General features: G+C 72.4%; 18 protein-coding genes. 15 read left to right on the forward strand and 3 right to left on the reverse strand.

The annotated features are described in order from the left end of the window. The first annotated feature begins 120 nt into the window (after positions 1–120). The 14 genes from SD460_RS07440 (at position 121) to SD460_RS07505 (ending at position 9,318) form a co-directional block, all read left to right on the forward strand. Positions 121–855, forward strand: a complete 735-nt coding sequence (locus tag SD460_RS07440; RefSeq protein WP_290059110.1) for an ABC transporter ATP-binding protein — start codon at positions 121–123, stop codon at positions 853–855. Continuing rightward, positions 855–3,302 (forward strand): ABC transporter permease, encoded by a 2,448-nt coding sequence (locus SD460_RS07445; RefSeq protein WP_290059128.1) that lies wholly within the window; start codon positions 855–857, stop codon positions 3,300–3,302. The genes SD460_RS07440 and SD460_RS07445 overlap by 1 nt, the downstream gene beginning before the upstream one ends. A gap of 27 nt (positions 3,303–3,329) precedes the next feature. Further along, complete coding sequence (gene pyrE / locus SD460_RS07450; protein ID WP_086856475.1) at positions 3,330–3,893, forward strand: orotate phosphoribosyltransferase; 564 nt, start codon at positions 3,330–3,332, stop codon at positions 3,891–3,893. A gap of 167 nt (positions 3,894–4,060) precedes the next feature. Continuing rightward, on the forward strand, positions 4,061–4,627 hold the full coding sequence (locus SD460_RS07455; RefSeq protein WP_290059109.1) for an RNA polymerase sigma factor: 567 nt from the start codon (positions 4,061–4,063) through the stop codon (positions 4,625–4,627). Then, complete coding sequence (locus SD460_RS07460) at positions 4,618–5,205, forward strand: Asp23/Gls24 family envelope stress response protein (protein WP_290059108.1); 588 nt, start codon at positions 4,618–4,620, stop codon at positions 5,203–5,205. The genes SD460_RS07455 and SD460_RS07460 overlap by 10 nt, the downstream gene beginning before the upstream one ends. After that, positions 5,202–5,564 carry an Asp23/Gls24 family envelope stress response protein gene (locus SD460_RS07465; RefSeq protein WP_290059107.1) on the forward strand — a complete coding sequence of 121 codons (363 nt, stop codon included), beginning with the start codon at positions 5,202–5,204 and terminating at the stop codon, positions 5,562–5,564. The genes SD460_RS07460 and SD460_RS07465 overlap by 4 nt, the downstream gene beginning before the upstream one ends. Beyond that, the gene (locus SD460_RS07470; protein WP_290059106.1) at positions 5,561–5,881 is read left to right on the forward strand and encodes a hypothetical protein; all 321 of its coding nucleotides are present in this window, start codon (positions 5,561–5,563) and stop codon (positions 5,879–5,881) included. The genes SD460_RS07465 and SD460_RS07470 overlap by 4 nt, the downstream gene beginning before the upstream one ends. Positions 5,882–5,962: 81 nt before the next feature. Further along, on the forward strand, positions 5,963–6,406 hold the full coding sequence (locus SD460_RS07475; RefSeq protein WP_290059105.1) for an Asp23/Gls24 family envelope stress response protein: 444 nt from the start codon (positions 5,963–5,965) through the stop codon (positions 6,404–6,406). A 2-nt stretch (positions 6,407–6,408) separates the two neighbouring features. Continuing rightward, positions 6,409–6,591 (forward strand): hypothetical protein, encoded by a 183-nt coding sequence (locus SD460_RS07480; protein ID WP_290059104.1) that lies wholly within the window; start codon positions 6,409–6,411, stop codon positions 6,589–6,591. Between the two features lie 14 nt (positions 6,592–6,605). Next, positions 6,606–6,893 (forward strand): Asp23/Gls24 family envelope stress response protein, encoded by a 288-nt coding sequence (locus tag SD460_RS07485; RefSeq protein WP_318306014.1) that lies wholly within the window; start codon positions 6,606–6,608, stop codon positions 6,891–6,893. Between the two features lie 26 nt (positions 6,894–6,919). Further along, positions 6,920–7,414, forward strand: coding sequence for a DUF6286 domain-containing protein (locus SD460_RS07490; protein WP_290050947.1), 495 nt, complete (start codon positions 6,920–6,922; stop codon positions 7,412–7,414). Next, on the forward strand, positions 7,411–7,968 hold the full coding sequence (locus SD460_RS07495; protein ID WP_290050949.1) for an Asp23/Gls24 family envelope stress response protein: 558 nt from the start codon (positions 7,411–7,413) through the stop codon (positions 7,966–7,968). The genes SD460_RS07490 and SD460_RS07495 overlap by 4 nt, the downstream gene beginning before the upstream one ends. 286 nt (positions 7,969–8,254) lie before the next feature. Further along, entirely contained in the window at positions 8,255–8,647 is a 393-nt protein-coding gene (locus SD460_RS07500) for a DUF2784 domain-containing protein (protein ID WP_290050952.1), read from the forward strand. Positions 8,648–8,661: 14 nt separating this feature from the next. Then, positions 8,662–9,318, forward strand: coding sequence for a TrmH family RNA methyltransferase (locus SD460_RS07505; protein WP_290050955.1), 657 nt, complete (start codon positions 8,662–8,664; stop codon positions 9,316–9,318). On the opposite strand, the gene SD460_RS07510 is transcribed toward SD460_RS07505, so the two are convergent. Continuing rightward, positions 9,319–11,457: a molybdopterin-dependent oxidoreductase gene (locus tag SD460_RS07510; RefSeq protein ID WP_290050957.1), complete on the reverse strand. Its 2,139-nt coding sequence runs from the start codon at positions 11,455–11,457 to the stop codon at positions 9,319–9,321. It lies immediately after the preceding gene. Between the two features lie 51 nt (positions 11,458–11,508). Here SD460_RS07510 and SD460_RS07515 point away from each other — a divergent pair, with 51 nt between their 5' ends. Then, complete coding sequence (locus tag SD460_RS07515; protein WP_290050959.1) at positions 11,509–12,507, forward strand: glycoside hydrolase family 76 protein; 999 nt, start codon at positions 11,509–11,511, stop codon at positions 12,505–12,507. A gap of 29 nt (positions 12,508–12,536) precedes the next feature. On the opposite strand, the gene SD460_RS07520 is transcribed toward SD460_RS07515, so the two are convergent. Together SD460_RS07520 and SD460_RS07525 are read right to left on the reverse strand one after the other, a co-directional pair. Continuing rightward, the gene (locus SD460_RS07520; protein ID WP_318306015.1) at positions 12,537–13,403 is read right to left on the reverse strand and encodes a LacI family DNA-binding transcriptional regulator; all 867 of its coding nucleotides are present in this window, start codon (positions 13,401–13,403) and stop codon (positions 12,537–12,539) included. 69 nt (positions 13,404–13,472) lie between these two features. Further along, on the reverse strand, positions 13,473–14,510 hold the full coding sequence (locus SD460_RS07525) for a LacI family DNA-binding transcriptional regulator (RefSeq protein ID WP_290050964.1): 1,038 nt from the start codon (positions 14,508–14,510) through the stop codon (positions 13,473–13,475). Between the last annotated feature and the right edge of the window lie 16 nt (positions 14,511–14,526).

A 14,526-nucleotide genomic window follows, 5' to 3' on the forward strand; every position in this document is an offset into this window, starting at 1 on the left:
TTCCCTATGAAAGCTCCGCGGAGCTTTCATAGGGAAAGTGACGCAGTAGGGCTGTCCCCACCCTGAAGAGGAGCGCGCGCACCAGGGTGGTTCGGGGGTTGCCTCAATAGCGTTTTCCCCATGACGACTGAGGCGGTTCGGCTCGAGGCCGTGCGCAAGGAGTACGGCGGTGTGGTCGCGCTGGACGGGGTCTCGATCTCCTTCCCGCGCGGCGGTTTCACGGCGGTGATGGGCCCGTCCGGTTCGGGCAAGAGCACGTTCCTGCACTGCGCGGCGGGCCTCGACCGGCCGACGTCGGGCCGGGTCGTGCTCGACGGCCAGGACCTCGACGGCAAGAGCGAGACCTACCTGACGAAGCTGCGGCGCGACCGCGTCGGGTTCGTCTTCCAGGCGTTCAACCTGCTGCCGGCGCTGACGGTCGAGCAGAACGTCGTGCTGCCGCTGCAGCTGGCCGGGAAGCGCCCGGACAAGCGGCTCGTGGCGCGGATCCTCGCGCACGTCGGGCTCGACGGGCGCCGCAAGCACCTGCCCGGGCAGCTCTCCGGCGGGCAGGCCCAGCGCGTCGCGATCGCGCGGGCGCTGGTCACCGACCCCGCGGTGCTCTTCGCCGACGAGCCGACCGGCGCGCTCGACACCCGCACCGCCGCCGACGTGCTCGGCCTGCTGCGCGACTCCGTCCGGACGTCCGGCCAGACGGTGATCATGGTGACGCACGACCCGGTCGCCGCGTCCTACGCCGACGAGGTCGTCTTCCTGGCCGACGGCCGGATCGCCGGGCGGCTGGCCCGGCCGACCGCGGAAGCCGTCGCCGAGCGGATGACCCACCTCGGCGCGTGGGGCCGGGTGGCGGCGTGATGTTCTCGCTCGCGATGCGGACGCTGCGCCTGCGCAAGGGCGGCTTCCTGGCGACGTTCGTCGCCGTGTTCTTCGGCGCGCTGATCGTCTCTGCGTGCGGTGGCCTGATGGAGTCGGGCATCCGGTCCGAGACGCCCGTGCAGCGGCTGGCCGCGGCGCCGATCGTCGTCGGCGGGCAGCAGACGCTCCGGCTGCCCAAGGACGACCCGGCGACCCTCGACCCGGACGACAAGCACAAGTTCGAGAACGCGACCCTGCCCGAGCGCGTCCGGCTCGACGCGGCGCTGGCCGGCCGCCTGCGCGCGGTCCCCGGCGTCACGGACGTCGTCGGCGAGGTCAGCTTCCCGGCTCAGGTCGGCAGCGCGAGCGCGTTCGGCCACGCCTGGAACTCCGCCGTGCTGACGCCGTACGCGCTGACCGGACAGGCACCGCAGCCCGGCGAAGTCGTCGTCGATGCCGCACTGGGGGTCGGCATCGGGGAGACGCTGCCGATCGCCGCGCACGGCGGCATCGCCCAGTACCGCGTCTCCGGCGTCGCCCAGGCACCGCAGGCCATGCGCGACTCCGCGGTGTTCTTCGCGCCTTCGGACGCGGAACGGCTCTCGGGACACCCCGGGACCTTCGACACCATCGGAGTCTTCGGCGGTGACGTCGGCGCGGTGACGGCGGCCGTCGGGGACGCCGGGGTCGTGACGACCGGTGCCGGCCGCGGCGCGCTGGAGTTCCCCGAGGTGAACAAGAGCGGCGAGGACCTGATCGTGCTGGCCGCCGTGTCGGGCGGGCTGTCGGCGATGGTCATGGTGTTCGTCGTCGCCGGCACGCTCACGCTGTCGACCCAGCAGCGCCAGCGCGAACTCGCGTTGCTGCGCGCGATCGGCACGACCCCGCGCCAGCTGCGGCGGATGGTGCTCGGCGAGGCCCTCGTCGTCGGCCTGCTCGCGGTCGCCACCGCGGTCGTGCTCGGCCCGGTGCTCGGGCAGTGGCTGTTCGACCGGCTCGCGGAGAACCACGTCGTTCCCGACGTGCTGCGGTTCGAGCAGGGCTGGATCCCGGCGATCGTCGCGGCGGGCGCGTCGCTGCTCGCCGTCGTGGCCGCGTCCTTCGTGGCCGGCCGCCGCGCGTCGAAGGTCCGCCCGACCGAGGCGCTCGCCGAAGCCGCCGTCGAGCGGCGCTGGCTGACGCCGATCCGGCTGATCACCGCGCTCCTCTGCTTCGCCGGCGGGACGGCGCTGGCCATCGTGACGGTCGCCGTGATGACCGGCCCCGTCGCGGCCAGCACGGCGGGTCCGGCGGTGATGCTCTGGGCGTTCGGCCTGGCGGCGATCAGCCCGGGCGTGACGAAGCTGATGGCGTCGCTGCTGCGCTGGCCGGTGCAGGCGATCACCGGCGTCAACGGCCGGGTCGCGCTGCTCAACACCCGCGTCGGCGCGGTGCGCACGGCGGGCGCGGTCACCCCGATCATGCTCGCGGTCGGCATCGCGACCGCCAACATCTACCTGCAGACCACCCAGGAAGCCGTCTCGAACCAGGCCTACACCGAGGACCTGCGCGCGGACGCGGTCGTCGGCGCGCCGAGCGGGCTGGACCCGTCGGTGCTGGGGCGGGTGCGGTCGACGCCGGGCGTCGCGGGAGCGTCCGAGTACGTCACCAGCACGGTGTTCGTCGAGAAGCCGTTCGACTCCGGCCAGAACGACGACGGCTGGCCCGCGCTCGGCGTCAGCGAGCTGTCCGGGAACGCCGTCGAGGTGCCCACGACGCTCGGCCGCCGGGTCGGCGACACGCTGTCGCTGCGGCTCGGCGACGGCACGCCGGTGGACGTGCGGGTCTCCGCCGTCGTGAGCCAGCGGGCCGGGTTCGAGAAGCTCGTGCTGCCCGCCGGGCTGCTGGCGCCGCACACGACGCTCGGGCTCGCGCCCCAGCTGCTGGTCCGCGCCGACGGCGGCGTCGACTCCGCGACGCTGACCGCCCGCCTTCGCGAGGCGACCGCCGGGTCGCCGGTGTTCGTCGGCGACCGGGACACGCTGATCGCGGCGCACGCGAAGGGCAACGAGATCGGCGCGTGGGTCAACTACCTGCTCGTCGGGATGATCATCGCGTACACGGTGATTTCGGTGGTGAACACGCTGGTGATGGCCACCGCCAAGCGGCGCCGCGAGTTCGGCCTGCAGCGGCTGAGCGGGTTCACCCGCGGCCAGGTGCTGCGCATGGCCGGCGTCGAAGGCGGGCTGATCGCCACCATCGCCGTGCTGCTCGGCACGGCCACCGCGGCGGGCGCGATCGTGCCCTTCTGCCTGGTGGTCAGCGGTTCGGTGCTGCCGACCGGCCCGCTCGCGATCTACCTGGTGGTGCTCGCGCTCGCCGTGGTGCTCGCGCTCGTCGCGATCCTCGTCCCGGCCTGGGCGGCGACGCGCGGGCGTGCGGTCGACGCCACATCCATCGGTGAGTGAGAACGGCCGTGTGTAAGACTCTCGGCCGTGGCGAACCCCGGGTTGGATCAAGCGGCGAAACTCGAACTGGCCAGGCTGGTCACCGATCTTTCCGTGGTGCACGGAAAAGTGACACTGGCGTCCGGCAAGGAAGCCGACTACTACATCGACCTCCGGCGGGCGACGCTGCACCACGCGGCCGCGCCGCTGATCGGCAAGCTGCTGCGCCAGCTGACGGCGGACTGGGACTACGTGGCGGCCGGCGGCCTGACCCTCGGCGCCGACCCGGTCGCGCTGGCGATGCTGCACTCGGCGGCCACCGACGGCGTCGTGCTGGACGCGTTCGTCGTCCGGAAGTCCGTCAAGGAACACGGCATGCAGCGCCGCATCGAGGGCATGGAGGTCCGCGGCCAGCGCGTGCTGGCCGTCGAGGACACCTCCACGACCGGCGGCAGCGTGCTCGAAGCCGTCGCGGCCCTGCGTGAGGCGGGCGCGACCGTGATCGGCGTGGTGACGGTGGTCGACCGCGACACCGGCGCGCGCGAGGCCATCGAGAAGGAAGGCCTCGAGTACCGGTACATCCTCGGGCTGGACGACCTCGGCCTGAACTGACGCCCGCGTCGTGAGTGTTTAGTCGGGTTAGAACCCGACTGAACACTCACGACCGGCGGGACCACCGCGACGCGTGATCGTCACGGACTCGCCCCGGTGACGACCGTCACCCACAATCAGTGCGTGACGATTTCCGGGTACCGGTGTCCTTCCGTAGAGGAGGTGCCGTGACGACGACCAGCGCGGAGCCCGGTACACCGCTCGACGACGCGACCCTCGTCGGTCGCGCGCGGGACGGTGACGTCCGGGCGTACGAGCAGCTCGTGCTGCGCTACCAGGGCCCGATGTTCCGGCTCGCCGTCAAGATGCTCGCCCACCGCGGCGACGCCGAAGACGTCGTGCAGGAGGTGTTCCTCAACGCCTGGCGCAAGCTCGACCAGCTCGGCGAGGACGCCGCGTTCGTCGGCTGGCTCTACCGGGCCACCACGAACCGCTGCCTCAACGCGATCCGCGCGCGCCGGCCCCAGGCCGACGTCGACCTGGACGCCGCCGAGTCGCCGCGGACCGACCTGCAGCCGGAGCGGGCCGCCCAGGTGAGCGGCCAGCTCGCGGCGTTGAACGAAGCGCTGGCGCAGCTGACGCCCGAACAGAGAGCGTGCTGGCTGTTGCGCGAGGTGCACGGCCGGTCCTACGAAGAGATCGGCGAAGTCGTCGGCGCGAACGCGACCGCGGTCCGCGGCCGGATCGCGCGGGCCAGAGCTCAGCTGGCGGAGGTGATGAAGCCATGGCGATGACGGACTACGAGCTGCCCTGCGAACGGGACGTGGAGCAGGTGTGGGACCGGCTCGACGCGGTCGGCGCCGGGCTGGCCGACGAACACGAACTGACCTGCCCGCACTGCCGGGCCGCGCGCGAAAGCCTGCTGGCGCTGCGCGAGGCCACCGCGGAGCTGGTGGCCGAGGACGACGTGCCGTCGCCGGACCTGTTCGGCCGGATCATGTCGGCCGTGCGGGCCGAGGTGCGGCGTGACCGGATGGTGCGGCTGCCGAGCCCGGAACCCGGGTTCGTCGAGATCAGCGAACAGGCGGTGGCGGCGGTGCTGCGGTACGCGGCCGACACCGTCGACGGCGTCCGGGCACGCCGCTGCCGTGTCCGCACCGGCGCCGGCGGGGTGGTCGAAGTCGACCTCACCCTCGCGGTGAGTCTGCGGAACGCTACGGGCGGTGAAGCGTTGGCGAAGGTGCGGGAACGGGTGACCGCGGCGGCCGCGGCCCGGGTGGGCCTGACGCTGGCGAAGCTCGACCTGCTCGTGGACGACATCTTTGAAGAAGACACCGTTTCGGAAGACGTGGTCGGGGAGTCAGGGGAATGAGCGTTGACTACGTGGTCGCCGACCCGGTGATCGCCAGCGTGGCGGCACGGGCCGCGATCGCCACACCGGGTGTGGTGCGCCTCGAACCGGGCCTGCGCGGCCTCGTGACGGCGTGGACGCGCGCGGCCCGCCAGCGGTGGAAGGGCCTCGACCCGGCGCCCGCGGACGGCGTCCGGGTCCGCACCACGGACGGGCGCGTGACGGTCCACGTCGACCTGGTCACGGCGGCGGCCGACCAGGCGGCGGCGGTCGGCCGGGCCGTCCAGCGCGCGGTGACCCGGTTCGTCACCGAGCAGACCGGCCTGGTCGTCGACGAGGTGTCGGTGTCCATCATGGACATCGAGCCGGCGGCCCGGTGACCGCGGACGAAGCCGTCGAGAAGATCGTCGGCGCCCTGAAGGAGATCGACGGCCTCCGCCCGGCGACGCCGGTTTCCCCAGAGACGACGTGGTTGCCGGTCGACTGGGAAGGCATGGCCGTCGACCTTTCGGCGGAGGTCGTGCAGATCCGCCTGATCGCGACGCGGTTGCCGATCCCGCCGCTGCTGGATCGGGCGGCGGAGCTCGTGCGCCCGCTGCTGTCGGGGACGGAATGGGAAAAAGCGCGCCTGCGGCTGGTGGTCACCGACCTCGACGGCGCCGCGTTCGCCGGAGATCCACGTCACACGAAAGAGTAAGTGACGTTCTCCCCTCCGCTGGGTCCTTACCTACGAACCAGGCGAAAAGCCTTGAGGCAACGGACATCCAGGGAGGACCCCATGACCGCGACGGCCGAGAAGAACACCGTGGCCCCCGCCACCGAGAGCGCCCTCGTCACCAAGCAGGGCACCACCACCATCGCCGACACCGTGGTGCAGAAGATCGCCGGGCTCGCCGCCCGCGAGGTCACCGGCGTGTACGACCTCGGCGGCGGCGCGGCCCGCGCGCTGAGCGCCATCCGCGACCGCATCCCGGGTGCGTCCGCCAGCGTCGGCCAGGGCGTCACGGTCGAGGTCGGCGAGAAGCAGGCCGCGGTCGACCTGCAGATCCTGGTCGAGTACGGCGTCGCCATCGCGGACCTCGCGCGGGCGGTGCGCCGCAACGTGATCACCGCGATCGAGCAGATGACCGGGCTGGAGGTCGTCGAGGTGAACATCAACGTCAACGACGTCCACCTCCCCGGTGACGACGACGAGACCGCCACTTCGGACCGGGTGCGGTGACGGTGAACGCGACGATGCTCGGCCTGCTGTACGGACTGGCACTGGGTTTCGCCGCCGCGTTCGGCGGGTTCGGCGCGTTCGTGGCGGTGTTCGTGCTGGGCGGGCTCGGCCTGCTGGCCGGGCGCTGGCTCGACGGCAAGCTCGACCTGTCCGACCTCGTGGGCGCCGCGCGCGATCGGAGGTAGCCGTGGAACGCGGAGTGACCACCGTGGCCCCGCGGGCGGTGCGGCGCATCGCCGCGCACGCCGCCCGCGAGGTCGACGGCGTCGGCGGTGACGTCACCGCCGAGGCCACTGTGGACGGAGAAACGACCACTTTGGACGTCCGGCTGCCGCTGGCGTACCCGGCCCCGATCGCTTCGACGGTCGAGCGGGTCCGGGCGCACCTGCTCGGCCGGACGGCCGAACTGACCGGGCTCGGCACGAGGCGCGTGGACATCACGGTCGCGCTGGCCCGGCCCGAACAGCCGAAGCGGCGAGTCCGGTGAGGCGCCCCCGGCGGAGCGTGCCGGCGGTGCTGACGGCGCTGGTCGTGCTCGCGGCGTGCGCGCTGGTCGTGACGGCACTGGTGCAGCGCCTGCTCGGCGAGCGGCCCCTGCTGTCGTTCGAAGCGGTCGCCGCCCGGGTGCACGAGACGACGTGGAACGAACTGCCCGTGCTCGTCGGGGGCGGGGCAGCGGTTCTGGTGGGTCTCGTGCTCCTGGCGGCGGCTCTGCTGAGGGGGCGCCCGGTGGTGCTGGCGCTCGCGCCGGCCGAGGGCCTCGAGGCGGGCACGACCCGCACCGGCCTGCGGACGTCGGTGCGCTCGACGGCGTCCGGCGTCGACGGGGTGGCGACGGCCGCGGTGAAGCTGCGGCGGCGGAAGGTGAGGGTGAAGGTGCGGACGAACCGGACGAACACGGACGGCCTGGCGGACGCGGTGGAGACGGCGGTCTCGCAGCGGTTGGCGCAGGTGGGACTGGCAGAGCCGCCGCGGGTGCGGGTCCGGGTGCGGGGAGGTGCGCGGTGAACCGCCCCGCGGCGCTCAACCGCACCCTCCTCGCCCTGATCGGGCTCCTGCTCCTCGCCGCCGGTGGGTTCGCCGTCGCCACGCACTTCGGGCGGCTGCACCTCCTGGACCCGGGCGCGCCGCTCGTGCCGGGGGCCGCGCCGCCGCCCACCTGGGTGTTCTGGGTCGCGATCGCCGTGGCCGTCGTGCTCGGGCTGCTGTGCCTCCGCTGGCTGGCCGCGCAGGCGTTCCGGCGGCCGAAGTCCGTCGCCTGGCGGCACGAGCGGGAGACCGGTGCCACCGTCCTCGGCTCGAGCACCGCCGCCGCTCCCGTGGCGGCCGACGTCGAGGACTACGACGGCGTGCGGGCCGCTTCGGCCTGGCTGTCCGGGGCGCGGGAGGCGCCGGAGCTCTTCCTGCTCGTCACCACCGACCGCGACGCCGACGCCACCGCGATCCGGCAGCACATCACCGAGCACGCCGTGCCGCGGCTGAAGCAGGCCCTCGAAGTCGAGGAGCTGCCCGTGCGGCTGGAGATTCGGCTGACGGCGAAATCCGGGGCTCGGGCGCGCTGACCCCGGCGTACCGTCGGAAACCATGGAGGAGGAGCCGCCGGAACCGCAGCCGGACTGGACCAAGCCCGACCGCGAGAAGCCGAACCAGTACCCGCGAGAGGAACCGACGCGGTACCCCGCGAAGCGTCCGCCGGAATTTCCACCGGGCGTAACGCCTCCGTCACCGCCCAGGTGAACGGGTTGCTCCGGTGGGTTAAACATCACACGGTGGGGCACTCTTCAGGGCGGCCGGACTCGATCAGCGGAGTAAAGTCGCTGGTAGGGGGTTCGGGGAAGGGGGCGGGTGATGGCGAAGTTCCTGGCCGACGTGACCGTCGCGGTGCACCTGCTGGCCTTGGTGCTCATCGGCTTCGGCGGTTTCGTCGCGTGGCGCTGGCCGAAGCTCATCTTCGTCCACCTGCTCGGCGTGGCCTGGGGCGTCCTGGTCAACGTCGCGCCGGTGCCCTGCCCGTTCACCGCGCTCGAGAACTACTTCCGCCACCAGCAGGGCCTCGGTGACCTGCCCGGCGGCTTCAACGCGTACTACCTGTACGACACCGTCTTCCCGCGGTCCTGGCTCCCGGCGATCGGCATCGTCGCGGTCGTCGTGGTGGGATACTCCTACGTCGGCGTCTACCACCGCTGGCGCCACCGCGACCACGCCGCGGAAACCCACGCGCGCCCGGTCCGGCTGGGCTGAGCGACAATCGGGGGGTGAGCACCTCCCCCGACGCCGGACCCACCGAGTGGGTCAGCCGCGAAGAGGTCGGCGTCGGCCCGTGGCCCGGCGACTGGCCCACCGACGAGCGCTACGACCCGGAACTGCTGCGCGAAGGCGACCGCCGCAACGTCGTCGACGCCTACCGGTACTGGCGCCGCGAAGCCATCGTGTCCGATGTGGACCGCCGGCGGCACCCCTTCCACGTCGCCATCGAGAACTTCCAGCACGACCACAACATCGGCACCGTGGTGCGCACGGCCAACGCGTTCGCCGCGGCCGAGGTGCACGTCGTCGGCCGGCGCCGCTGGAACCGGCGCGGCGCGATGGTGACCGACCGCTACCAGCACCTCCGCCACCACGACGACGTCTCCGGGCTGGTGACGTACGCCGCCGAGCGCGGGCTCGCCGTCGTCGCGGTCGACAACACGCCGGGATCGCAACCGGTCGAGACGGCCGACATCCCGCGCGACTGCGTGCTCCTCTTCGGGCAGGAGGGCCCCGGGCTGTCCGAGCCGGCGCAGGACGCCGCGGCACTGGTCGTGTCGATCGCCCAGTTCGGCACCACCCGCTCGATCAACGCGGGCGTCGCGGCCGGGATCGTCATGCACGCCTGGATCCGGCAGCACGCCGACCTGACCACGGCCTGGTAGCTACGCCGGCGCGACCTCCACCGGGATGCCGTTCAGCACCGACGTCCCCGACGGCACGTCGAGCAGCGTTTCGTCGGCGACCAGGTTGGAGTTGACGCCGGGGTTCGCGCGGGCCACGCGGGTCCGCGCGCCGTCGACGTCGTGGCCCCAGCCGTGCGGGATGCTGATCACGCCCGGGCGGACCTCGTCCGTGACCTCCACCGGTACCTCGAGCTTGCCCGCGCGGGACGTCACGGAAGCGAGGCCGCCGTCGGTGAGGCCCAGGCGCGCCGCGTCGGCGGGGTGGACCTGCACCGTGCAGCGGTTGCCGCCGCGGACCAGCGGGGCCAGGTTGTGCATCCAGGAGTTGTTCGAGCTCAGGTGCCGCCGCCCGATCAGCACGAGGCCGTCGTCCACCGGCTTCGCCAGCTCGTCACGCAGTCGCGGGACGTCCTTGACGACCGGTTCCGGCGCCAATTCGATCCGGCCGGACGCCGTGCACAGCACCTCCGGGATCCGCGGCTTCAGCGGCCCGAAGTCCATGCCGTGCGGCGCCGCTTCGAGGTCGGCCAGCGTGACGTCGTACGGCCCCGCGCGCAGCATCAGGTCGACCAGCCGGGCGGGCCCGGTGCGGTCGTGGGTGACGTCGAGCTTGGCGCGGCGGGCGACGTCGGCGGCGACGAAGTCGTCGAGCGCGGCGACGTCCGCCTCGGGGCCCTGACCGGTGACGATGCCGGTGAGCCGCAGCATCGTCTCCCACTCCTGGGGCAGCGCCGACGGCAGCGTCGCCGGAGTCCAGTTGGCGATGTTTCGCACCGACAGCTGGTAGAAGGCCAGGTCGAAGTGCGGGCGTTCGAGCGGCGACGGGCCGGGCAGCACGACGTCGGCCTGGCGCGAGGTCTCGTTGAGGTAGACGTCGACGGAGATCATGAAGTCGAGGCTCTCGAGCGCGCTCGCGAGCCGGCCGGCGTTCGGCGTGCTCAGGCACGGGTTGCCGCTGACCGTGATCAGCGCGCGGACCTGGCCCTCGCCCGGCGTTTCGATCTCGTCGGCGAGCGTCGCGACCGGCAGTTCGCCGACGACCTCGGGGTACCCGCGCACGCGGCTGCGCCAGCGCCCGACCGCGAACGGCCGCCGGTTCCCGGTCGGCTGGCAGGCGGCCAGCGGGAACATCGCGCCGCCCGGCTCGTCGAGGTTGCCGGTGAGCACGTTGAGGACGTCGACCAGCCAGCTCGCGATGGTGCCGAACGTCTGCGTCGTGGTCCCGATCCGGCCGTAGACCACGGCGTTTTCGGCGTCGGCCAGCTCGAGCGCCATGCGGCGGATCTCGGCGGCGTCGATCCCGGTGCGCGGCGCGACGGCTTCGGGGGTGAACGGCCGGGCCAGCTCGCGGACGTCGTCGAGGCCGTTGAGGTGGTCGTTCAGGCGTCCCGGTTCGACGCGGTTCTCCGCGAACAGGACGTTGACCAGCGCGAACAGCAGCAGCGCGTCGGCGCCGGGCCGGATGGCGTGGTGCTCGTCGGCGAACTTCGCGGTGCGCGTGAGCCGCGGGTCGACGACGACGATCTTGCCGCCGCGCGCCCGGATCCCGCGCAGCCGCCCGCGGATGTCCGGCGCGGTCATCAGGCTGCCGTTCGAGACGAGCGGGTTGGCGCCGAGGACGAGCAGGTGCTTCGTCCGGTCGAGATCGGGCACCGGGATGGCGAGCGGGTCGCCGAACATCGTGCCGGACGAGTAGTGCTTCGGCAGCTGGTCGACGGAGGTCGCGCTGTAGAAGTTCTTCGTGCCCAACGCTTTGTAGAGCACGCGGCCGTAGAGCGTCAGCGCGACGTTGTGCACGCCGGGGTTGCCCGCGTACACCGCGACGGCGTCCCGGCCGTGCTCCTCGATGATCGGCGGGAGCCGCCGGGCGATCTCGTCGTAGGCCTCCTGCCAGCTGACCTCGACGAACTCGCCGTCGCGCTTGAGCAGCGGCGCGGTCAGCCGGTCGGGGTCGTGGTGCAGCGCGCCGAGCGACGCGCCCTTGGGGCAGAGGTAGCCCTTCGAGAAGACGTCCAGGTCATCGCCCTGCACGCGCGTGACCTGGCGGTTCTCGTCGAGCGTGACGTCGAGGCCGCAGGTGGCCTCGCACAGGGGGCAGGTGACGTGAGCGGTCGTCATGGCCACTCAACATACCGAGCGGTATGTCGATGGGCAAGGCACGATTGCGACATGGACGTTTCGGCCGCCGAGCACGCGGTGACCTCTCGCCACCTGCGGCGCGTCTGGGCCCTGCCCGGCACGGTCCTCGGCCGCAGCGGCTGGCCCCCTTCGGCCGGGCAGCGGCTGCACTGGCACTGGAACTACTGGTGGCAGGCGCACCTGCTGGACACGCTGGTCGACGCCCAGCTACGCGCGCCGACGCCGGCGCGGTTGTCGTCGATCCGCGCGTTCGTGCGGTCGGTGCGGCTGCGCAACTTCGGCCGCTGGACGAATGACTACTACGACGACATCGCGTGGCTCGGCCTTGCGTTGCAACGGGTTTCGACCCTCGGTATCGACGTCGGCCCGGCGCTGGCGGCGATCGACACGCAACTGTTGTCGGGCTGGACGTCCGCGGCGGGCGGCGGAATCTGGTGGCGCCGCGGCGACGACTTCAAGAACGCGCCGGCCAACGGTCCAGCGGCGATTTTCCACGCGCGGTCAGGGAACCGCGCCCGCGCACAGGCGATGCTCGACTGGCTTTCGTCCACTTTGGTCGATCCGGCGACCGGCTTGGTGTGGGACGGGATCCGGGCGGACACGGGTGAGCTGGTGAAGCACATCTTCACGTACTGCCAAGGGGTCTACCTGGGTGCGTGCCTGGAGTTGTCCTCAATGGACAATGCGGCGCGGACGGTGCGCGCGGTGGCCGAGCATTGCGCGCCCGGCGGCGTGATCCGCGGCCAGGGCGGCGGCGACGGCGGGTTGTTCGCGGCGATCCTGGCGCGCTACTTGGCGTTGGCGGCCCGCTCGTTGCCAGGCCCGGAGGCCGCGGTGGCGCGGTCGTTGGTGCTGACTTCGGCGGAGGCCTGCTGGTCAGGTGCGGCACCCGGCCCGGTGTTCAGCGCGTACTGGGACCGTCCGGCGCCTTGGCCGTTGCCCGCGGACGCTCCGGAGCGTGACATGTCGGTCCAGGTGGGCGGCTGGATGCTCCTGGAGGCCGCGGCAACGCTCGTGAGTGAAAAGTAGGGTTCTAACCCGACTTGCCACTCACGACCTCAGCAGCCGCAGGAAGCGCCGTGCAGGAACTTCGGGGTCAGCCAGACCGACTCCGGGGGGCGGTCCGGGTCCGCCATCCTCGACATCAGCAGCTGCACCGCGCGCCGGCCCATGTCGGGCACCGGCTGGGCCAGCGTGGTCATCGCCGGGCTCACGCGGCGGGCCCAGTCCATGTCGCCGTAGCCCACGACCGCCAGCTCCGAGCCGATGTGGATGCCGCGGCGGTGGGCCTCGTACTGGACGCCCACCAGCATCGACTCGTCCGCCACCACCAGTGCCGTCGGGGAGGGCCAGCCGTCCAGGAGCTTCGCGGTCGCGCGGGCCGCGCCGCCGGAGGTCGACAAACCGCTTTCGACCAGCTCGCGGTTGAAGCGCAGGCCCGACTGCTCCAGGCCCAGGCGGTAGCCGCGGACGCGCTCGCGGCTGACCTCTTGGCCGTCGTCGCCCGAGATCAGCCCGATCTTGCGGTGCCGTCCCGACGTCAGGTGGCGGACCAGCGACGCCACCGCGTGCACGTTCTCCGTGCCCACCTGGTCGACGTCGTTGCGCGCGGCCACCCGGTCGACGAGCACCGTCGGCACGCCCATCCGGACCAGCCCGTTGACCACCGCTTCGTCGCCCGCCGACGGGACCAGCAGCACGCCGTCCACCAGGTCGGCCCGCAGGGCGCGGACCAGCGAGGCTTCTTCGCCGACCGTGTCGTCGGTGTCCGCCAGCACGACGTCGCACCCCGCGTGTGCCGCGGCCGCCCTGATGGAGTGCAGCAGCTCACCCGAGTAGGGGTTCGCGTGCACACCCATCGCTACGCCGATCCGGTAGGTGACCGGGGGGTCCCACAACCGGAGCTCTGGCGAAAGTGCCGTCATAAGCCCTCGCAGACGCTCAGCCGAAAGGTATCCGGTGACGGCCCGCAAGATGACGTCAAAACTCCAGAATCACTGATGTGAGTGAATCGGCGGGCAACCGCACGACTCACGGTGACGCAGAGTGGGCGCCAGCCGGACCGTCTCGGCCTTGCGCGCCGGGTCGTTGATGCGGGCCAGCAGGAGCCGCACCGCCTGGCGGCCGATCTCCTCGATCGGCTGCGCCATCGTGGTCAGCGGCGGGTCGACCAGGTCCGCCCACTCGACGTCGTCGTACACCACGACCGGCAGGTCGCGCCCGATCCGCAGCCCGCGCTGCCGCGCCTCGTGCAGCACCCCGACCATCATGCTGTCGTTCCCGACGACCAGCGCGGTCGGCGGCTCGGGCAGCGCCAGCAGCGTGCTCAACGCCAGCGCGCCGCCTTCGCGCGACGAGTTCCCGCAGGCCACGAGGTCGGACGACCACGTCAGCCCGGACCGGCCGAGCCCCAGCCGGTAGCCCAGTACCCGCTCTTCGCTGGTCGACAGCCCGGGCGCGCCGCTGATCATCCCGATCCGCCGGTGCCCCAGCGTCGCCAGGTGCGCGGTCAGCGCCGACGTCGCCTGGATGTTCTCCGAACCCACCTGGTCGACGTCGGTGCGGGTGGCCAGCCGGTCGATGAGCACCGTCGGCACGTCCAGCGACACGAGCTCGCCGATCACCGGCCCGTCGCCGGGCGCCGGGGTGATGAGCAGGCCGTCGACCCGGCGGGAGCGCAGGGCTCTCACGGTGTCACGCTCCGTGCCCGCCGTGTCGTGCGTGTCGGCCAGCAGGACGGTGTACCCGTGCGTCGACGCCTCCCGCTCGATCGCCTGCATCAGCGTCGCGAAGTACGGGTTGGCGACCAGCGAGATCGCCATCCCGATCGACCGCGTACCGCCGGTGACCAGCGAACGCGCGATCGCGTCACCGGTGTAGCCGGTCGTCTCGATCGCCCGCAGCACGGCCGCCTTGGTGTCCTCGGCGACCGCCCGCGTCCCGTTCACCACGTGGGAGACCGTGGTGATCGAAACGCCGGCGAGCTCGGCGATGTCGCGCTGGGTCGGCCGCGACGACCTCGGCTGGGGCATGCCAATCCTTTCCGGC

Source organism: Amycolatopsis solani, from assembly GCF_033441515.1.
Lineage (GTDB): Bacteria > Actinomycetota > Actinomycetes > Mycobacteriales > Pseudonocardiaceae > Amycolatopsis > Amycolatopsis solani.